20 protein-coding genes are annotated in these 20,632 nt (G+C 39.2%); 17 read left to right on the top strand and 3 right to left on the bottom strand.

Annotated elements, in window-relative coordinates; all coding sequences use genetic code 11:
* Window positions 1–16: 16 nt before the first annotated feature.
* Window positions 17–2,512, top strand: coding sequence for an ATP-dependent RecD-like DNA helicase (locus MKY27_RS11165; protein ID WP_339172136.1), 2,496 nt, complete (start codon window positions 17–19; stop codon window positions 2,510–2,512).
* A 332-nt stretch (window positions 2,513–2,844) separates the two neighbouring features.
* The gene (locus MKY27_RS11160) at window positions 2,845–4,056 is read left to right on the top strand and encodes a NupC/NupG family nucleoside CNT transporter (protein ID WP_339172134.1); all 1,212 of its coding nucleotides are present in this window, start codon (window positions 2,845–2,847) and stop codon (window positions 4,054–4,056) included.
* A 42-nt stretch (window positions 4,057–4,098) separates the two neighbouring features.
* Here MKY27_RS11160 and yeiL read toward each other — a convergent pair whose 3' ends face one another.
* Complete coding sequence (yeiL, locus tag MKY27_RS11155) at window positions 4,099–4,767, bottom strand: transcriptional regulator YeiL (RefSeq protein WP_339172132.1); 669 nt, start codon at window positions 4,765–4,767, stop codon at window positions 4,099–4,101.
* A gap of 103 nt (window positions 4,768–4,870) precedes the next feature.
* Here yeiL and MKY27_RS11150 point away from each other — a divergent pair, with 103 nt between their 5' ends.
* The 14 genes from MKY27_RS11150 (at window position 4,871) to mtnN (ending at window position 18,201) form a co-directional block, all read left to right on the top strand.
* Window positions 4,871–6,019: an MFS transporter gene (locus MKY27_RS11150; protein ID WP_339172131.1), complete on the top strand. Its 1,149-nt coding sequence runs from the start codon at window positions 4,871–4,873 to the stop codon at window positions 6,017–6,019.
* A gap of 398 nt (window positions 6,020–6,417) precedes the next feature.
* Window positions 6,418–9,090: an alanine--tRNA ligase gene (gene alaS / locus MKY27_RS11145; protein ID WP_339195102.1), complete on the top strand. Its 2,673-nt coding sequence runs from the start codon at window positions 6,418–6,420 to the stop codon at window positions 9,088–9,090.
* Window positions 9,091–9,207: 117 nt separating this feature from the next.
* Window positions 9,208–9,480: an IreB family regulatory phosphoprotein gene (locus tag MKY27_RS11140; protein ID WP_014823361.1), complete on the top strand. Its 273-nt coding sequence runs from the start codon at window positions 9,208–9,210 to the stop codon at window positions 9,478–9,480.
* The gene (gene ruvX / locus MKY27_RS11135) at window positions 9,477–9,893 is read left to right on the top strand and encodes a Holliday junction resolvase RuvX (RefSeq protein ID WP_339172127.1); all 417 of its coding nucleotides are present in this window, start codon (window positions 9,477–9,479) and stop codon (window positions 9,891–9,893) included. The genes MKY27_RS11140 and ruvX overlap by 4 nt, the downstream gene beginning before the upstream one ends.
* Window positions 9,894–10,000: 107 nt before the next feature.
* Window positions 10,001–10,291 carry a DUF1292 domain-containing protein gene (locus MKY27_RS11130; protein ID WP_014823362.1) on the top strand — a complete coding sequence of 97 codons (291 nt, stop codon included), beginning with the start codon at window positions 10,001–10,003 and terminating at the stop codon, window positions 10,289–10,291.
* 73 nt (window positions 10,292–10,364) lie between these two features.
* On the top strand, window positions 10,365–10,877 hold the full coding sequence (locus MKY27_RS11125) for a DUF1292 domain-containing protein (RefSeq protein ID WP_339195100.1): 513 nt from the start codon (window positions 10,365–10,367) through the stop codon (window positions 10,875–10,877).
* Window positions 10,878–11,065: 188 nt separating this feature from the next.
* Window positions 11,066–12,184, top strand: coding sequence for an endolytic transglycosylase MltG (gene mltG / locus MKY27_RS11120; protein ID WP_339172122.1), 1,119 nt, complete (start codon window positions 11,066–11,068; stop codon window positions 12,182–12,184).
* 216 nt (window positions 12,185–12,400) lie between these two features.
* A complete protein-coding gene (locus MKY27_RS11115) occupies window positions 12,401–13,033 on the top strand; it encodes an O-methyltransferase (RefSeq protein WP_339172120.1) in 633 nt (210 codons plus the stop codon).
* 5 nt (window positions 13,034–13,038) lie between these two features.
* Window positions 13,039–13,971: a peptidase U32 family protein gene (locus tag MKY27_RS11110; RefSeq protein WP_339195097.1), complete on the top strand. Its 933-nt coding sequence runs from the start codon at window positions 13,039–13,041 to the stop codon at window positions 13,969–13,971.
* 19 nt (window positions 13,972–13,990) lie between these two features.
* A complete protein-coding gene (locus tag MKY27_RS11105; RefSeq protein WP_339172115.1) occupies window positions 13,991–15,268 on the top strand; it encodes a U32 family peptidase in 1,278 nt (425 codons plus the stop codon).
* On the top strand, window positions 15,269–15,904 hold the full coding sequence (gene udk / locus MKY27_RS11100) for a uridine kinase (RefSeq protein WP_339172113.1): 636 nt from the start codon (window positions 15,269–15,271) through the stop codon (window positions 15,902–15,904).
* A gap of 268 nt (window positions 15,905–16,172) precedes the next feature.
* On the top strand, window positions 16,173–16,658 hold the full coding sequence (gene greA, locus MKY27_RS11095; RefSeq protein WP_339172111.1) for a transcription elongation factor GreA: 486 nt from the start codon (window positions 16,173–16,175) through the stop codon (window positions 16,656–16,658).
* A gap of 133 nt (window positions 16,659–16,791) precedes the next feature.
* Window positions 16,792–17,472, top strand: a complete 681-nt coding sequence (locus tag MKY27_RS11090; RefSeq protein ID WP_339195094.1) for a YrrS family protein — start codon at window positions 16,792–16,794, stop codon at window positions 17,470–17,472.
* A 36-nt stretch (window positions 17,473–17,508) separates the two neighbouring features.
* A complete protein-coding gene (gene mtnN, locus MKY27_RS11085) occupies window positions 17,509–18,201 on the top strand; it encodes a 5'-methylthioadenosine/S-adenosylhomocysteine nucleosidase (protein WP_339195091.1) in 693 nt (230 codons plus the stop codon).
* Window positions 18,202–18,290: 89 nt separating this feature from the next.
* On the opposite strand, the gene sigK is transcribed toward mtnN, so the two are convergent.
* Together sigK and pssA are read right to left on the bottom strand one after the other, a co-directional pair.
* The gene (sigK, locus tag MKY27_RS11080; protein WP_339172101.1) at window positions 18,291–18,992 is read right to left on the bottom strand and encodes an RNA polymerase sporulation sigma factor SigK; all 702 of its coding nucleotides are present in this window, start codon (window positions 18,990–18,992) and stop codon (window positions 18,291–18,293) included.
* Between the two features lie 85 nt (window positions 18,993–19,077).
* Entirely contained in the window at window positions 19,078–19,617 is a 540-nt protein-coding gene (gene pssA, locus MKY27_RS11075; RefSeq protein WP_251686729.1) for a CDP-diacylglycerol--serine O-phosphatidyltransferase, read from the bottom strand.
* 207 nt (window positions 19,618–19,824) lie between these two features.
* Here pssA and MKY27_RS11070 point away from each other — a divergent pair, with 207 nt between their 5' ends.
* On the top strand, window positions 19,825–20,607 hold the full coding sequence (locus MKY27_RS11070) for a phosphatidylserine decarboxylase (protein ID WP_339195088.1): 783 nt from the start codon (window positions 19,825–19,827) through the stop codon (window positions 20,605–20,607).
* Window positions 20,608–20,632: the final 25 nt, after the last annotated feature.

Here is a 20,632-nt window from a genome sequence, read left to right as displayed (position 1 = left end):
AAAGCGTGGCATGGAAATGGCGGAAAATCTAAACTTGTTTGACATAAATAAGCTCTTTATTTTAGGTCGACCAATTGTAACAATTTTTCATAATGCAACGAATATGTACTCCATTGTTCGTGTCAAAATTCAAGAAACCAATATACAGCATGACGAAAAAGAAATTATCATCGTTGGTTATTTTCCTCAATTAGTAACTGATGAACTATACCGTTTTACAGGGCAGCTAAAAAGTCATCCGAAATACGGGATGCAGTTTCAAATTGATACATTTGAAAAAGAAGTGCCGACAACAGAGCAGGGAATTGTCCATTATTTATCAAGTGACCTATTTACAGGGGTCGGGAGAAAAACAGCAGAGACAATCGTAGAAAAGCTCGGAATGGATGCCCTCACGAAAATATTGGAGGATCCGTCAGCACTTGATGCAGTTCCCCGACTATCTGCTGAAAAGAAATTACATATTCGCCAAACAATCGAAGAAAATCTTGGTTTGGAACGGGTGATGGTACGCCTGAATGACTGGGGCTTTGGACCACAGCTCGGGATGAAAATTTATCAGGCTTACCGGGAAGAAACCATTCCGCTGCTGACAGAAAATCCTTATCGTTTAATTGAGGAAGTCGAAGGGGTCGGATTTATACGTGCGGATGAACTCGGTTCGAAGCTGGGGATCACGGGAAATCACCCGGACCGAATTAAAGCAGCCATTTTTCATGTGCTGACAAATGCAGCATTATCTGAAGGCCATGTTTATTTGGATGCGGAAATGGTGCTTCCGATGGTGAAAGATATACTTGAACAAAGTCAGCGCATTGAAATTCCGTATGAAGCGATTTCGAAAGCGGCAATCGAAATGCGAGAGGATTCGAAAATATGCGGTGAAGAAACACGCATGTACTTGCCTTCACTTTATTTTAGTGAAGTGGGCATTGCCAGTAAGATTAATGAACTGAAAGAAAAAAATAAAATGGCTGAAAGTTTTTCGAAAGATGAAATCCGAAAAGCGATTGGCGATATTGAAGAGCAGTATGATGTGACCTATGCGCCGACACAGGCACAGGCGATTGAAACGGCGATTAATTCCGCGGTAATGATTTTAACAGGCGGACCGGGAACTGGGAAAACAACGGTTGTCCGGGGTTTGGTCGAAGTATATGCTGAGCTTCACGGATTATCACTGAACCCGAAAACGTACGCGGAAAAAGAAGAACCGTTTCCGATTGTACTAGCTGCACCTACAGGACGTGCAGCGAAAAGGCTTGCGGAATCTACGGGATTGCCTGCAATGACCATACACCGCTTATTAGGATTTAATGGGCAGGAAAAGGATGAAGAAACGGAGCGTGAAGTTGTAGGGCGGCTCATCATTATCGATGAGATGTCAATGGTGGATACATGGCTCGCACATCAGCTTTTAAAAGCGCTGCATGAAGATGTACAAGTCGTTTTTGTAGGTGACCAGGATCAGTTACCGCCTGTCGGACCGGGGCAAGTATTAAAGGATTTGCTTGCATCGAAGCAAATTCCAACCGTTGAATTGACGGATATTTATCGTCAGGCTGAAGGATCTACAATTATCGAAATGGCCCACCAAATTAAAAAAGGCAAAGTTCCGGATACGCTGACTGCCAAAACAACGGACCGTTCGTTTATCCAGGCAGGAGCCGGACAAGTGACAAGCGTTGTCACACAAATCGTAAAAGGGGCACTTGCAAAAGGACAGGCGATACGGGATATTCAAGTATTGGCGCCGATGTACAAAGGTCCTGCAGGCATCGACAATTTAAATAAAGAAATTCAGCAGCTTGTAAATCCGAATGACGGGTCGAGAAAAGAACTTGTTTTCGGTGATACGATTTACCGAATCGGGGACAAAGTGCTGCAGCTGGTAAATCAGCCGGATAATAATGTATTCAACGGAGATATGGGCGAAGTGATTTCCATCATCCGTGCAAAGGAAACAGTGGAAAAGCAGGATCTGCTTATTGTCAGCTACGATGGGATTGAAGTAACATACCAGCGTGCAGACTTAAACCAGATAACTTTGGCCTATTGCTGTTCAATTCATAAATCACAAGGTTCGGAATTTCAAACGGTCATTATGCCGATTGTTCGTGGCTATTCAAAAATGCTTCGCAGAAATTTACTGTATACAGGGATTACACGTGCTAAAAACTTTTTGATTTTATGTGGAGAGCCGGATGTATTAGCGAACGGATTAGCGAAAACAGATGATCTAACTCGATTGACAACCTTAAAGGCACGATTAAATCCGGAATTTATCACTGCAGAAAAGATGAAAGAATTACCGGAAACAGAAGAAAAACAAGTGGCTGTTAAGGAAGAGAAACAAAATCCTTCCACAGAACAGCTTGGTCTGTTGAATGTCTCGGATTCGCATAAGATCGGTGAATCACTGCCAAATCACTTAACAGCTGAAACAGCACCATATATTCATCCATTAATTGGTATGGCAAATATTTCGCCATACGACTTCAATGAAGAATAGAACTAGCCATTTTCGTTCATGTTTGAATGGGAATGGCTAGTTTTTTATGTACATAGAAATGTACTATTTTGGACAAATTTATTAAATGATGTGTTTACGTTCAAAGGGAGAGGGAAAATGTTTTAAATATAATAAAAAGTTGAAACAAGTAGGATTATAATGGAAAATAATAATTTTTTGCGGAAAAAATCAGAAATTTTAAAAGAAACTATTAATTAATATTAATTGTCCAGATATGTTAGTATGAAAAAAACTTATATGACGTCCGAAGTTTGATGTCAAATATTACAAAATGAAAAGGTTTTCAAAACTAAAAAAGAAGGTGCACATACATGGATTTCGTATGGGGAATCATAGGTATTCTGGGAATCGTACTGATTGCCATCGGGTTATCTAATAACCGTAAAGCAATTCAATGGAGAATTATTATTTCAGGATTAGTTGTCCAACTGATTTTTGCATTTATCGTATTGAAGTGGTCTTTCGGCCGCGAGAAGCTTATGCAACTTTCAGAAGGTGTTCAGAAGCTGATTGGTTATGCCAATGAGGGGATTAACTTCGTATTCGGCGGTTTAGCAAATCCGGATAATGTTGGTTTTGTATTCGCGATGAGTGTATTAACTATTATTATTTTCTTCTCATCTTTAATCTCTGTGCTTTACTACTTAGGTATTATGCAATTTATCATTAAGATTATTGGTGGTTTCTTATCAAAAGTATTAGGTACAACAAAAGCGGAATCGGTAAATGCTGCTGCCAATATTTTCGTTGGACAAACAGAAGCACCGCTTGTAATTCGTCCATTTTTAAATAAAATGACGAAATCGCAAATGTTCGCTGTTATGACAGGTGGACTTGCATCGGTTTCAGGTTCGGTCTTAATCGGTTATTCAGTATTAGGTGTTCCTCTTGAATACCTACTGGCGGCTAGTTTCATGGCTGCTCCAGCAGGATTGGTTATGGCGAAATTAATGATTCCTGAAACAGAAGAAGTAAATGAAGATGACTTTAAATTAGAACGTAATTCTGAAGCGACAAACGTTATTGATGCAGCTGCATCAGGTGCATCTGACGGTTTGAAATTAGCTGTAAACGTTGGTGCAATGCTATTAAGTTTCATCGCATTAATTGCGTTATTAAATGGTATTTTAGGTGGCATTACAGGATTATTCGGTTTTGATAATGTAACGCTTGAAGGTTTATTGGGCTATGTCTTTGCGCCATTAGCATTTTTAATTGGTGTTCCTTGGGATGAAGCAGTACGTGCAGGTTCATTTATCGGTCAAAAATTAATTTTAAATGAATTTGTTGCATATTCTAACTTTGGTCCGGTTATCGGCGAACTTTCTGACAAAACAGCCATTATCATTTCGTTTGCACTTTGTGGTTTTGCAAACTTAAGTTCAATGGGTATTTTAATCGGTGGTTTAGGTGGTATGGCACCGGATAAACGTCCAATCATTGCAAAACTTGCGATTAAAGCAGTAGCTGCAGGAACATTGGCATCTTTATTATCAGCTGCAATTGCTGGTATGTTTATATAATATCTTTCAAAGACTGTGCTAAAAATTTAGCGCAGTCTTTTTTTAGTACGTAATTTCTGCTGCAAGCTTCTCCAGTTCAGAACGATTTGTCAGTACATATCCGCGGTTTTGCTTCGTAATATAGCCGGCTTCGCTGAATTGTGCAAGGACAAATAGCAAGTGGCGATAGGATACCCCTAAATATTCACATACTTCTGTATGCTTTTCTTTATAGAATTGCTGATCCGACGATAGTAAAATGAATGAGGCTAACCGGTTCTCCAATGGATAGGCCTGATTTTGCGTATATTTTGCTGTTGCTGTCGTTGCTTTATGACTTAAAAAAATACAGAGCATTTTCAGAAAAACAGGATCTGCCAATAATTTTTCTTTCACTTCCTGGATCGATATCGCAAAGCAAATTGACTTGGATAAAGTCTGAATGCCTTTTGAGTAACGTTCAGCATTTAATAATTCCATTTCCCCCATAAATGTAGGCGCTGTAATAAAATCAATGAGCGAAATTTTACCGTTTTTATGGGTAATATACAATTTAGCTTTTCCCTCAACCATGTAATACAAATAATCGGGGAATGAATGCTCATGAAAAATAAATTCGCCTTTATCGAATTCATACACGTGGATAAATGGAACAATATCAAACGAAAAATACTGGGAAATCGGGTATTGTTCGATATATTTGAGACTTTCATCTATTGGTAACTTTCTCAAAGTATAAAGCAACTCCTTCCAATAAAATATGAGATTTCTCACATTATTGTAGTATTTCTCGTGTTAATATTCAAATTAATAAAAACGAAAAAGGATGAAGACAATGAATAATCAGCGCTGGCTCGCGAAAAATTTCTTTATGTTCTTTATTACATGGGGGATTTTTCTTCCATATTGGACAGGTTGGCTTATCAACGATAAAGGGCTTACGGTATCAGAAGCAAGCATTATAATGGGCTTTGGGCTAGTTGCACGGGCTGCCTCAACGATGTTTATCTTCCCGTTTGTGTCAAAAGTAATGAGCAACAAAAATGTGCTGATCTTTTTTACGGCAAGTTCATTAATTGTGACACTGCTGTACATACCGATTAATTCATTTGCCGGCTTATTTTTAATGACATTGCTGTTCAGTGCTTTTTACCCGGCATTGTTACCGGCTGTTGAGAGCAGTGCCTCCACACTAATGCAACATGGATCCATCCATTACGGGAGAGCCCGTTCTTTCGGGTCGTTCGGATTTGTCGTCGCAGTATTAATCATCAGTATGATCAGCGGAATGTACGGGGAGCGAATGATTTTATGGATGATGATTTTAGGTTTAACGTCATTACTCATTATTCAGTTCATGCCTGCGCCTCGAGTATTAAATATCGTGACGGTTAAAGAGGAGCGAAAAACGCTCTCCATGAAGGGTCTCTTTGAAGTAAAGAGCTTTATCATCGTATTGTTTGTCGTCATTCTGCTTCAGGGGGCGCATGCATCGTACTATAACTACGGATATATTTATCTGCAGGATCTGAATGTCAATCCGTTTTATATCGGAATGATTTTAAATGTTGCAGTAATTTTTGAAGTTCTTTATTTTTATAAGGCCGATACAATTTTAACAAAATGGAAGCCGTCTTCTTTATTGCTTATCGCGGCAATTGGTTCGACCGTTCGATGGATACTTGTATATGCATTTCCGAATATGCCGATGTTTATCTTCTCTCAGGCACTTCATGCACTGTCGTTTGCGATGGCACATTATGCCTTTATACGCTATATTTCCAAAGCTTTACCGCAGGAGCAGATTCCAAATGCACAAGGGATCTATTCAGCACTAGCGATGAGTTTAAGTGCAGCGGTTCTAACATTATTAGGTGGTGCACTTTATGAAATCGAGCCAGGTTTGGCGTTCTTAGGAATGATTATATGTACAGTACCTGCAATCCTTTTAATTTTACTGACGAAAAAACGTTTCAATTATTAAGGAATGCCGATTGACAGCGCGATGTCTATTTTTTATAATGAAGAGCATAATAAAATGAAAACGATGATGGAACAAGTACGTATGGACTTCGTGAGCAGAAAGAGATTTCCCGGCTGAAAAAATCTCCCCGAATAAATACTGAAAGCTACTCCAGAGTGCAGCTAATCCCTGCCGTCTGCTTACGTTACAAGCACTTGAGATATAATGCATAGCGCATTATAAATTAGGGTGGTACCACGAGATAATAGTCTTCGTCCCTTTACCGGGATGAGGGCTTTTTTTGTTTTCTTCAGCGAATTATTAATATAACCGGTGAAAGAATCAATTATTTACGTGCAGCTGTTATTAAGATGTACCAAAACTCATCGACTTCAACAAAAATTAGGAGGAAAAAAATCATGACAACAAAAATTATGACAGGTTCTGAAATTCGTCGTCTTTATTTGAATTTCTTTAAAGAAAAAGGGCATCATATTGAACCATCAGCACCATTAGTTCCAATCAATGACCCATCACTATTATGGATCAACTCGGGAGTAGCTACATTAAAACCATATTTTGACGGACGTATCATTCCAGATAACCCGCGCATTACGAACGCACAAAAATCAATTCGTACAAACGATATCGAAAATGTAGGGAAAACAGCGCGTCACCATACATTCTTTGAAATGTTAGGGAACTTCTCAATCGGGGATTACTTTAAAAAAGAATCAATTCATTACGCTTGGGAATTTTTAACGGATCCAAAATGGATGGGCTTCGATCCTGAAAAGTTATCGGTAACAATCCACCCTGAAGACCAGGAAGCATATGACGTATGGCACAATGAAATCGGAGTGCCGAAAGAGCGTCTAATCCGACTTGAAGGCAACTTCTGGGATATCGGTGAAGGTCCATCTGGTCCAAACTCTGAAATCTTCTATGACCGCGGTGAAGAGTACGGTGTTGGTGCGCCGGCGGAAGAAATGTATACAGGCGGGGAAAACGAACGTTATCTTGAAATTTGGAACCTTGTATTTTCTCAATTCAACCACAATCCGGATGGCACATATACACCACTTCCAAAGCAAAATATCGATACAGGTATGGGGCTTGAACGTATCGTTTCTGTAGTACAAAATGTACCGACAAACTTTGATACAGATCTTTTCATGCCAATCATCGAAAAAACAGAAACGTTTGCAAACCGTACGTACAAACGTCCGCATGAAGTGGATTTAAATGAAATTTTCGGATCAACTGAAGATGTGAATACACCATTCAAAGTAATTGCCGACCATATCCGTACAGTAGCGTTTGCTATCGGTGACGGTGCATTACCATCAAATGAAGGCCGTGGCTATGTATTACGCCGTTTATTACGTCGTGCTGTCCGCTATGCGAAAAAAATCGGCATTGAAAAGCCGTTCATGTTCGAATTAGTACCGACTGTCGGAGAGATTATGGAAGATTTCTATCCACAAGTAAAAGAGAAGGAAGCATTTATTCAACGTGTTATCAAAAATGAAGAAGTGCGTTTCCATGAAACACTTGATGGCGGTTTAGCAATTTTCAATGAAGTAGCAGAAAACCAAAAAGCTAAAGGCGAAACAGTGATTCCTGGTGCTGACGCATTCAGACTATATGATACATTCGGTTTCCCGATTGAGTTAACGGAAGAATATGCTGAAGAAGTTGGCATGACAGTTGACCATGAAGGTTTTGAAGCTTCTATGGAGCAACAGCGTGAACGTGCACGTAATGCACGTGCTGATGTGGATTCAATGCAAGTGCAAAATGAAGTGCTTTCAAACTTAACTCAGCAATCGACATTTATTTATGATGCATTTGAAGCTTCTGCAAAAGTTGCTGCAATAGTTGTCAATGGACAAGAAACGTCAACTGCTTCTGAAGGTGAAGAAGCGTTAGTTATTCTAACTGAAACACCGTTCTATGCTGAAATGGGTGGACAAATTGCCGATACAGGTATCATTCAAGCAGACGGATTTACGGCGATCGTAAAAGATGTTCAAAAAGCACCAAATGGTCAGCCACTGCACACAGTAGTAGTGGAATCAGGTGAAATGAACGTCGGCGATGCAGCTACAGCAAAAGTAGATGAAGCAAAACGTAAATTGATCCTTAAAAACCATACAGCAACACACTTAATGCACCGTGCCTTAAAAGACGTATTAGGTGACCATGTAGCACAAGCGGGATCTTATGTAGGTCCAGACCGTTTACGCTTTGACTTCTCTCATTTTGGCGCTGCAACGAAAGAAGAGCTTGCACAAGTTGAGCGTGCAGTGAACGAAAAAATTTGGGAAGATATCGAAGTTGTTATTCAGGAAATGGATATCGATTCTGCAAAAGTGATGGGCGCAATGGCATTGTTCGGTGAAAAATATGGTGATGTTGTCCGGGTTGTAGCCGTTTCAGATTACTCGATTGAACTTTGCGGTGGACTGCATGTCAGCCGTTCATCTGAAATCGGTATTTTCAAAATCGTATCCGAAAGCGGAATCGGTGCAGGTACACGCCGTATCGAGGCTGTTACAGGTAAGGCGGCATATGAAGCGATTAAAGAGGAAGAAGCAATCTTAAATGAAGCAGCCGGCCTTTTAAAAGCGAATGCTAAAGATGTAGCAACTCGTGTGGCAACACTTCAAGCGGACTACAAAGAACTGCAACGCGAAAATGATTCATTGTCTCAAAAAATTGCAAATGCACAAGCGGGTGCTGTATTGGATGCTGCCCAAAAAATCGGTGATGTAACAGTACTTGCAACGCGTGTAGAAGCAAAAGACAACAATCAATTACGCCAAATGATGGATGATTTAAAAGAAAAAATGGAATCAGCTGTTATTGTTCTTGGTGCAGTCGATGGCGAGAAAGTCATGCTGTGTGCAGGTGTGACGAAAGATATCGTAGGTGGAAACTATCACGCCGGGAACATCGTGAAGCAAGTTGCTGAAGCTTGCGGCGGTAAAGGCGGCGGTCGTCCGGATATGGCAATGGCTGGTGCAAAAGATGCTGCAAAACTTGAAGAAGCATTAAATGCTGTTTACGAACATGTAAAATCTTTCTAAACATCTAAAATTTACTACTGGCATATTTGAAGTGCTTACAGGAATAAGTTATAATGATATAAATGGAGATGGAAGAGTGTGCTTCATCTCCTCATTGCTGAAAGCGAGGTGCTGGTCTTGAGTTCTTTCGATAAAACAATGAAATTCAGTTTTCCAGAAGAATCCATGGAACAAGAAGTAAAGCAAGTGATGCTGAAGGTGTATACGGCTTTAGAGGAAAAAGGGTATAATCCAACAAATCAAATTGTAGGGTATTTGTTATCTGGCGACCCGGCATACATCCCTCGCCACCAGGACGCACGTAATTTAATCCGCAAGCTTGAACGTGACGAGATTTTAGAAGAACTCGTTAGATTTTATATTAGAAAGAATACTGAGGCGGATAAATGAAAATTATGGGTTTAGACGTCGGCTCGAAAACAGTCGGCGTTGCAATTAGTGATGCGCTAGGGTGGACAGCGCAAGGTATCGAGACGGTTAAAATCAATGAAGCGGTAGGCGAATTTGGTATTGAGCGTATTAAAGAGCTTGTGAAGGAACACAATGTAACTGAATTTGTTGTAGGCTACCCAAAAAACATGAATAATACAATCGGCCCTCGAGGTGAAGCTTCCGAAAGTTACAAGAAGTTGCTGGAAGATACATTCGGTTTTCCTGTTAAGCTTTGGGACGAGCGTATGACAACGATGGCTGCTGAGCGTATGCTGATCGAGGCAGACGTAAGCCGTAAAAAAAGAAAGCAAGTTATTGATAAAATGGCTGCTGTCATGATTTTACAAGGCTATTTAGATAGTAAAAACTAAAGTTGCTCCATATAAGGCTTTTTTGTACTTATCCGAAAAGGCTTTATGTATAATGAATTGAGCAGCAACAGGCACCAATGCCTAAATATTATGAAGAGGTGACGATCATGTCAGAACAACAAAATCACATTACAGTAGTCGATGAAAACGGCAACGAACAACTTTGCGAAATTTTACACACTTTCGATTCAGAAGAGTTCGGTAAATCATACGTATTATATTCTTTAGTAGGTGCAGAAGAAGATGAAGATGGCGCAGTTGAAATCTTTGCCTCTGCTTTCGTTCCTGCTGAAAATGGTGAAGATGGCGAATTAACGCCAATCGAAACAGAAGCAGAATGGGATTTAATCGAAGAAGTATTAAACCAGATCGAAGACGAATTAGGCGAAGAAGAATAATTCATTTGACACGATAAAAACAGAGCAGGTGATTTGCCTGCTCTGTTTTATTCATTCAACGGGAGGCAACAGTATGGAAGAAAATATTTTTATTTTACAAAAAGAAGACGGCGGAGAGCAGCAATGCCGCGTTGTATTTACATTTGATTCGGAAGAGCATTCTTATGTTTTATTCTCGTTAATCGGTGATGAAGAAGCAGGTATTTCTGCACTTCGCTATGTACTCGATGAAAACGGCGAAATGAGCGGCTTTTCGGATATTGAAACTGATGATGAATGGGCAATGGTTGAAGAAGTAATGAATACCGTTCTTGCTGAATTTGGCTCAGATCAGACAAATTACTTCACAATCACAAATGAAGATGATGAAGAAATTATGTGCCAAATATTACACCGCTTCGAAAACAACGGCAAAAATTATCTGTTCTATGCAATTATGGAAGACGATGAGCCTGTATTGGAGGAAGTATATGCATCAGCCTACATCGCTGGCGATAACGGTGAAGTAGCGGACTTGCTTCCTATCGAAACAGACGAAGAGTGGGAAATGGTAGAACAAGCTTTAAACTCACTAGCACAAAACTAATTGCAAGGACCTTACTGACGATGTAATACGAAAGTAAGGTTTTTTTATTGTTCAAAAATAGACAAAAACGAACATTTTATTTTATAAAACGTCGCAAATAGTGAGAAATTACATACCTTTCGTGGCTCTATATTGTGTCGAAAGAGATTTTTATGTATCATTATGGAAGAGAAAAAGGGGGGACTCCCGTGCTAGACGAAAATAAGAAGCAAGAAATGTTCAATAAGATGAAAGAGCGTAAAGGAGAAGTTAAAACGGTGCGTAAAATTGTGGGAATCATCGCGCTTGTCGCTCTTCTTATTATTGCCATTGTCGGTTTCGCAGGATACAACTACGTGACATCGGCATTAAAACCAATGGACCCGGAGTCGAATGAACAAGTTGAAGTCGAAATTCCGATGGGCTCAGGGATTACCTTAATATCAACTATTTTAGAAGATAAGGGTATTGTAAAGAATGCAAAGATTTTTAAATATTATACTAAATTTAAAAATGAATCGGAATTCCAAGCCGGCAGTTATTCTTTAACGAAATCCATGACACTTGACGAAATTATTGAAAGTTTAAAGACAGGGCGAGTATATCGTGAACCTGTATTTACAATGACGGTGCCAGAAGGATTAACACTCGAGCAAGTAGCTGATGTTGTACAGAAAAATACTTCGCACAAAGCAGAAGACTTTATGAAAAAAGTGACGGATGCTGCCTATGTGGAGCAATTGATCACTGAATATCCTGATCTATTATCAGAAGATATCTTAAAGGAAAATATACGTCATCCGTTGGAAGGCTATTTATATCCTGCAACCTATCCGTTCTTTGAGGATAACCCATCGATTGAGGAAATTATCGGTACAATGCTAACTGCGATGAATACAATTGTTTCTGAATATACGCCAATATTGGAAGAACGTAATACATCGGTTCATGAATTGCTGACATTTGCTTCATTGCTTGAAGAAGAGGCAACTGCGCAAACGGACCGTGAAACAATTGCGAGTGTATTCTATAACCGTATCGAGATTGATATGCCTTTACAGACAGACCCAACAGTACTGTATGCATTAGGATCGCATAAGGACCGTGTACTGTATGAGGATCTGGAAGTAGACAATCCGTATAATACGTACCAAAATGTCGGATTGCCGCCTGGACCAATCGCTGGAGCCGGCAAGACATCAATCGAAGCTGCGCTGAACCCTTCGCAAACTGATTATTTATACTTCCTGGCAGATAAAGATGGCACAAACCATTTTGCCAAAACGTATGATGAGCACTTAGCGAACATCGAAAAGTATTTACGTTAAGAAAGATAAGTTGTAGAAAAGGAATCGAATGGCTTGAAATTTCCGTTTTAAGACGGAATTCATTAAATTGTTCGCATTCCTTTTCTTTTCATGCTATTATAAATTGTGATTTTTTGTCCTTATATAACAATTTTGTAGGCGCAAACAACTTCGTTTCGTCTTTTTTCTTGTGAAAGAAAGATGTGCGCAAACAACCAGGTAAAGGGAGAATGACAAATGGAATTATCAGACGCTTATATTGCTTCCTTCATTCCTGAACGTGATGAATTATTAATGGAAATGGAACGCTTCGCAGAACAGAATCATGTCCCGATCATGCAGCTGGCGGGGATTGAGTCATTGAATCAAATTTTGCGTATTCAAAATCCAAAATCAATTTTAGAAATTGGCACGGCAATTGGCTATTCTGCGATACGAATGGCGCAAGCGCTGCCACAAAGTCATATTGTGACGATAGAACGCGATGTATCGCGAGTTCAGTATGCCAAGGAATTCATTGCAAGGTCAGAGGTGGCAAACCGCATACAAGTAATTGAGGGCGATGCGTTAGAGGTAGACATGGAAACACTTCCTACTACTTTTGATGCTGTTTTTATTGATGCGGCAAAAGGGCAATACATGAAGTTTTTCGAAAAGTACGCATCGCTCGTTCCTTCGGGTGGCGTTTTATACATCGATAATATGTATATGCACGGACTATCGGATTTAGATATAAAAGAAGTACCTAGAAGAAAAAGAACGATGATCCGCAACTTAAAAACATTTTCAGACTGGATCATGGCACATCCGGATTATTCGAGTGCCTTTTTCCCTGTCGGTGATGGTTTGTTAATTTGTTTGAAGAGGTGATTAGTGTGAAAAAACCAGAATTATTAGTAACACCACAATCTATTGAGCATATTACAGCACTACTTGAGGCGGGTGCAGATGCTTTTGTGATCGGTGAACAGAAATTTGGCTTGCGCTTAGCTGGAGATTTTACAGTAGCACAGGTAGAAGAAGCAACTAAGCTGATTCATGCTGCAGGTAAAAAAGTTTATGTAGCGGTCAATGCATTATTCCATAACGATCGTTTAGACGCATTGGATGACTATTTAGTGCAGATGCAACGTATTGGCGTAGATGCATTATTGTTTGGGGACCCTGCAGTCATTATTGCTGTACGTGAAAACAATGTAACGATACCGTTGCATTGGAATCCGGAAACGACGGCAACAAACTTCTTCCAAGTGAACTATTGGGGTGAACGCGGAAGTAAGCGTGCAGTACTAGCTCGTGAACTTTCAGTCGATGAAGTGATTGAAATAAAAGAAAATACAAAGCATGAAATCGAAGTGCAAGTACATGGAATGACGTGTATGTTCCAATCTAAGCGTTCACTTTTAGGAAACTATTTCCTGTACCGTGATGAAGCGATGGAAATCGAAAATCGTAAAGAAAACAAAAATATGTTCCTTCACGATAAAGAGCGTAAAAATAAATATCCGATCTATGAGGATATGAACGGTACACATATTTTCTCACCGAATGATATGTGCATTATCGAAGAGTTAAATGAGCTGTTTGAGGCAGGTATCGATTCATTGAAAATTGATGGTGTTCTTCAAACGTTTGATTATACGGTAACGGTTACAAAACTTTACCGTCAAGCAATTGATGTGTATTTCGATCAAGGCAAAGATGCGTACGATGACATTAAATCCGAGTTATTCGAGCAAATCGAAGCGATTCAGCCAGCGTTACGTCCACTGGATACTGGCTTCATCTACAAGGAAACAGTTTACTAGGAAGGAGAACGAACGCAGTATGCTACAATTAATTCAAAATGAAAAAATTCGTCAAACAGTTAACGGAAAGACAGTAATTACGAAAAAACCGGAGCTTTTGGCGCCAGCTGGAAGTCTTGAAAAGTTAAAAGTAGCTGTCCATTACGGTGCTGATGCAGTATTTATCGGTGGTCAGGAATTTGGTTTACGTTCAAACGCAGGTAACTTCACAATTGAAGAAATGAAGGAAGGCGTTGAATTTGCAAACAAATACGGAGCCGTTGTCTATGTCACAACAAATATTTTCGCGCATAATGAAAATATGGATGGTTTGGAAGAATACTTGCAGGCAATCGAAGGCGCAGGCGTAAAAGGGATTATCGTTGCAGACCCGTTAATCATTGAAACATGTAAAAAGTGTGCACCATCTCTGGAAATCCATCTTTCTACACAACAGTCACTATCCAACTGGAAAGCGGTAAAGTACTGGAAAGAAGAAGGTTTGGAACGTGTTGTATTGGCACGTGAAGTAGGCGGAGAAGAAATGCGCAAAATGAAAGAAGAGGTAGACATTGAAATCGAGGCATTCGTACACGGTGCAATGTGTATCGCTTATTCAGGACGCTGTACACTTTCAAACCATATGACTGCCCGTGACTCAAACCGTGGCGGCTGCTGTCAGTCTTGCCGTTGGGATTATGATTTATATGAAAATAACGACGGTGAAGAAGTAGCATTGTTTAACGAAGGTGAAGCACCGTTTGCAATGAGCCCGAAAGACTTGAAATTAATCGAATCCATTCCTCACATGATTGAGCTGGGGATTGATTCATTGAAAGTCGAAGGCCGCATGAAGTCTATTCACTATATTGCAACAGTTATTTCCGTTTATCGTAAAGTAATTGATGCATACTGTGCAGATCCGGAGAACTTTACATTCGAAAAAGAATGGCTGGAAGAATTGGCACGCTGTGCAAACCGTGCAACTGCTTCGTCATTCTTTGAAGGTGAGCCAAGCTATAAACAACAGATGTTTGGTTTCCATTCACATAAAATGAAGTGGGATTTTGCCGGATTTGTGATGGATTATGATGCCGAAACGCAAATGGTCACATTGGAACAGCGTAACTATTTCAAGACAGGCGATACGGTTGAATTTTTCGGCCCGAATATGGATACATTCAAAATGACGGTTGGCCAGCTTTGGGATGAAAAAGGCAATGAACTTGATGTTGCCCGCCACCCACTACAAATCGTTAAATTTAAAGTTGATCGCTCATTATCACATTTTGATATGATGCGAAAGGAGAATAATTAAATGTCAAACCGTCCAGTTGTAATCGGAATTGCCGGTGGATCATGCTCAGGTAAAACGAGTGTGACACGTTCTATATACGATGTGTTCCGTGAACATTCAGTAGTTGTTATCGAACAGGATTATTATTATAAGGATCAAAGCCATATGACGTTTGAACAGCGTCTGGAAACGAACTATGATCATCCGCTTGCATTTGACAATGATCTACTGATCGAGCATATCCATAGTTTACTTGCCTACAAATCAGTGGAAAAACCGGTCTATGATTATGTGCAGCATACACGTTCAGACGAGGTAATTCACGTAGAACCGAAAGAGGTAATCATTGTCGAAGGAATTTTAGTGCTGGAGGACGAGCGTCTGCGTGATTTAATGGATATTAAATTATTCGTGGATACAGACTCTGACTTACGTATTATCCGACGCATTCAACGTGATATTAAAGAGCGTGGCCGTACAGCTGATTCGGTAATCGAACAGTATTTAACAGCAGTGCGTCCAATGCACAATATGTTTATCGAACCGACTAAGCGATACGCTGATGTCATCATCCCTGAAGGCGGGGAAAATAACGTTGCAATTGACTTAATGGTAACGAAAATAAAAACAATTCTTGAAACTGAATCGAACTTGTAATATGATGATGTAGTATTTACATTAATTACATTTTAAATTGATAGAACAACATAAATAATTAATCATAAAATTCGGCTGCCCGTATTACGGTGTAAACTTCTTCTAAAAGAAGGGATTTACACATACCGTAAACTAGTAGCCGGGTTTTCTGTTATTTATGAACAAAATACGTGAGAATAACTTTTAAATTTATCCGTATTTTTTTAGAAATAGAAATAGAAAACGCCAAAAGTAAACGTTTTCAAGTTAATATTAAGGAGTGGGAATAATGTCAAATGAAAAACAATATCCAATGACACTTGATGGAAAACAAAAATTAGAAGAAGAATTAAACACATTAAAGACAGTAAAGCGTCCGGAAGTAGTAGAGCGTATCAAAATAGCTCGCAGCTTCGGTGACCTATCTGAAAACTCTGAGTATGATTCAGCAAAAGAAGAGCAAGGATTTGTGGAAGGTCGTATTTCATTGATCGAGCAAATGCTGCGCAATGCTGTCATTATTACAGAAGATGAAACATCAAATACAATCTCTTTAGGGAAAACTGTTACATTTGATGAGCTGATCAATGGTAAACGTGCAAACTTTGAAGAATCTTACACAATTGTTGGTTCTGCTGAAGCAGATCCGATGGAAGGTAAAATTTCAAATGACTCTCCGATTGCGAAAGCATTAATGGGCAAGCATGTAGATGATGTTGTTAAACTGACAACACCAGGCGGAGAAATGGAAGTAATAATTTTAGAAGTAAAATAATTTTAGGAGCAGTTAGCATCGATTGCTAGCTGCTTTTATTATGTTGATAAATTTGGAAGAGCTTCCAATGTTCGATTTTCGTGCAACCATTGCGGTTCTAATGCTAAAATAGGTGTGCATAGGAGGAATTGAAATGGACCGAAAAAGACGATTTCAAACACGACAACAGTATGCTGAACAAAAGACAAAACAGACGAAATTTCAAAAAGCGGATAAAAGATTAAATTATTTAATCGCTATTGTCGCTGTGTTAATTGTGGCAACATTAATTTTTATAATTACTCAAGAGCCAGAGCCGAAAAACGAGGCAGTGGAGGAAGATTCAGCTGAAGAAGTAGCAACGGATGTCCAGGATGAAGATAATGGACAAGAATCGGAAGAAAATGAAACAGAAACTAATGTACCGGAAGAAGTAGAAGAGGAAGATACCGCTTCGGATGAATCCGAACAGCCAACTTCCGAATCTGGTGAAATCGTAAGTCCTTCCGACGATCCGTCAGTAAAAGAAGTCATTACAAATCCGAATTGGCCGGCCTATCCGACGGCACAAACAGGTAATCATGTGTCGACATATGAAAAAGGACATATTGATTATGAAGAAAAACTAAAAGCAATTTTTAGTGTGATTGATTTACAGCAGGAAAACAGTATTGTACTGCGCGTGAATAATAATGGCAGTGCGGAAAGTGCAATTGCCGTTGTCACATCGATGGACAAAGAACAAAAATATCGAGTGAGTATAGAATGGGTTGACAATGAAGGCTGGAAACCGGTCCAAGTGGAAGTTTTATCGACATTGGAAGGTTCCCGGTAAAAAATAGTTAGCAAGATTAATTGGAGGAATAAATAAATGACTATAGCAGTAATCGGTGCAATGGAGCAGGAAGTGGAGTTATTACGCGGTGCTCTGCAAAATACGAAAACAGAAACAATTGCAAACAGTGAATACACAACAGGTACATATGAAGGCAAAGAAGTTGTACTGTTAAAAAGCGGTATCGGTAAAGTAAACGCGGCAATGTCTACAACGATCCTATTGGAAAAGTATAATCCGAAAGTTGTCATTAATACAGGATCTGCAGGCGGTTTTGATGCTGCATTAAAGGTTGGGGATATCGTTATTTCGGATGAAGTACGTCACCATGATGTGGATGTTACGGCTTTTGGCTATGAAATCGGTCAAATGGCAGGAATGCCGGCCTCATATAAATCGGACGAAAAATTAATGGAAGTTGCGAAACAGGCTGTTGAAGAAGTGGGAGAGCATAATTACAGTGTTGGTCTTATTTGTTCGGGCGATGTATTTATGAGCAACCCTGAGCGTGTCGAGACAGTGCGAAAAGATTTCCCTACAATGAAGGCCGTTGAAATGGAAGCGGCTGCTGTAGCGCAAGTATGCCACCAATTCAACACACCATTTGTTGTAATTCGTGCATTATCAGACATTGCAGGTCAAGAATCGAGCATGTCATTTGATGAGTTTTTACCTGTTGCAGCGAAACACTCAACAGAAATCGTATTAAACGCAATTACAAAATTATAATTTAAATCACCATAGAAATGCCCAATCACTAAAAGGATTGGGCATTTTACTTTTGGGATGTGGAGAACAGGTTTACCTTTCTAACTGGTTTATTCTTTCTCGCCATGCTTAAACTGCTGATATAGCTTAATAAGTGCCCTTTTTTCAATGCGTGAAACATAGCTGCGTGAAATATTGAGCCTTTTGGCAATTTCTTTTTGTGTATGCGGGTCAAAGTTTTGAAGCCCATAGCGGTAGGAAATAATTTCGAGCTCACGTGGATCTAATGTATCCAAATAGCGATACAGCTGGGCAAAATCCTCCTGTCGTTCGATTTTTTCAATTGTTGAAGGTTCGTCAAGCTGCAGTAAATCACGGATTTGAAGAGACTGCCCATCTTTATCGACACCAATCGGTTCAAATAAAGAAACATCTTTTTGCACTTTTTTTTGTGCACGGAGATGCATCAGAATTTCATTTTCGATACATCGGGCGGCATAAGTGGCGAGACGGGTCTTTTTTTCTGGTGTGAAGCTGCTGACGGCTTTCATCAGACCGATCGTGCCAATTGAGATATAATCATCAAGTAAATCATGGGAGGGATGGAATTTCTTAACAACGTGCGCGACTAAACGCATATTTCGCTCGATTAATTCAATACGAGCACTTTCATCCCCCTTGATAAAACGATTGATGACTTCTTCTTCTTCCTCGCGTGATAACGGTTTATAAAACGTCTGCCCTTTTAAATAGCCTAATAATGCGGGAAGCTCAAGCCAAAGTTGAACCAAAGCTGTTACGAAACCGCTCAAGCAATTAACATCCTTTCATCTTTTCGACAGTATATGATGAATTTTGCGCAGAAATGAAAAAAGTGTAAGAGCGATATTTCTGCTCTTACACTTTTTTTAATGTAAACGTACTTACCATCAATAATGCCAATACCGGGAAAAGAATTAAATAAAACGTTTCCGATAGCATGTTTGTAAAGAAATAAGAAAAAGTGAGTAATGTACCCGCCGCTGTAATCGGCAGTCCTACGAAATAACCTGTTGAATCCATCACATTGAAACGAGCTAAACGCAACGCCCCAGCAGCAATAAATAATACCGGCATCATCATACCTGTAAATCCTGCATTCATCAATGCCATTTCATACATTAACAGGGCAGGTGCTACACCGAAAGAAATTATATCTGCCATGGAATCGAGCTGTTTTCCCAATTCGGATTCCTGATTGAATTTACGAGCAACCTTACCATCATACCGGTCTAAAAAAGCAGCGATAAAAATTAATAATACACTGTAGCTATGATACTCATTCAGTGTAGCCATAATTGCAGCCCCACCAAACGACATATTTGTAATTGTAATAATATTAGCAGCATTTGCTTTTATTTTTTTAAATGTTGAATCAACTTTTTGAAGTAGAAACATTGGAAAACACTCCCTTGCACATCGGCTATATTCTATTATACTTGTTCTATTAAAAAAAGGTAATAGTTAATTCATATTAAGACCTATCTTTGTATGGCCAGTCATTATATAATTTACTTTTATCCTGCATTTGCAGGTGATCATTAATCTGCTTCCAGAGCGTAGCAGCAAAAGCTTCAATATTTAATCAAAACCGGAGGACCTAGAATGAAGGAAAAATTATACCGGAATATGATAGAACTATCAAATGGTAAGATCTCTTCGAAAATTTTACAACAAATTGCACAATCCCGTTTAAGTAAAAATTTTATTCGTAGCTATAGTCAAATATACGGAATTAACATACAAGAAGTTTCAAAATCTCCAAAAGAATTTACGAGCCTGCATGATTTTTTTGTTCGCCAGTTAAAAGAAGAAGTGCGTCCTGTCGATATTCGTGAAAATATATTTACCAGTCCTGTTGACGCAAAAATAGAAGCATTCGGCAATATTGAGGATCAGAAAATGTTTACTGTGAAAAATAAACCGTATTCGTTAAATGATTTAATGGGAAATGAAACACAGGCAAAGAGGTATAATAATGGCAAATATATTGTTTTCTACTTGAGTCCTGCAGATTATCACCGAATTCATAGTCCAATTGATGGTGTTGTGAAGAGACAGTACATACTTGGACAAAAATCGTATCCAGTAAATCAGATGGGCTTACAATACGGAAAAAAACCGATCAGTCATAATTATCGTATGATTAGCGAAATTAACTATGAAAAACAACATTATACAGCATTCATTAAAGTAGGAGCGACATTTGTAAATTCAATTGAGCTTACAAACACGTCAACACAGTGGAAAAAAGGGGAGGAAGTCGGCTATTTTGCTTTCGGCTCAACCGTTGTCATGTTATTTGAACAAAATGCAATTGAATTTACCGAGAATGTTACAAACGGGGCGAAGATAAAAATGGGAGAAGCCTTTGCTACTATGGTATAATGAATAAATAAATTTTGAGTTAGGG

It is taken from the genome of Solibacillus sp. FSL R5-0449, assembly GCF_037975215.1.
Taxonomy (GTDB): Bacteria; Bacillota; Bacilli; order Bacillales_A; family Planococcaceae; genus Solibacillus.
Note: the sequence above shows the minus strand (reverse complement) of the source record. Positions and strands in the feature narration are given on the sequence as shown.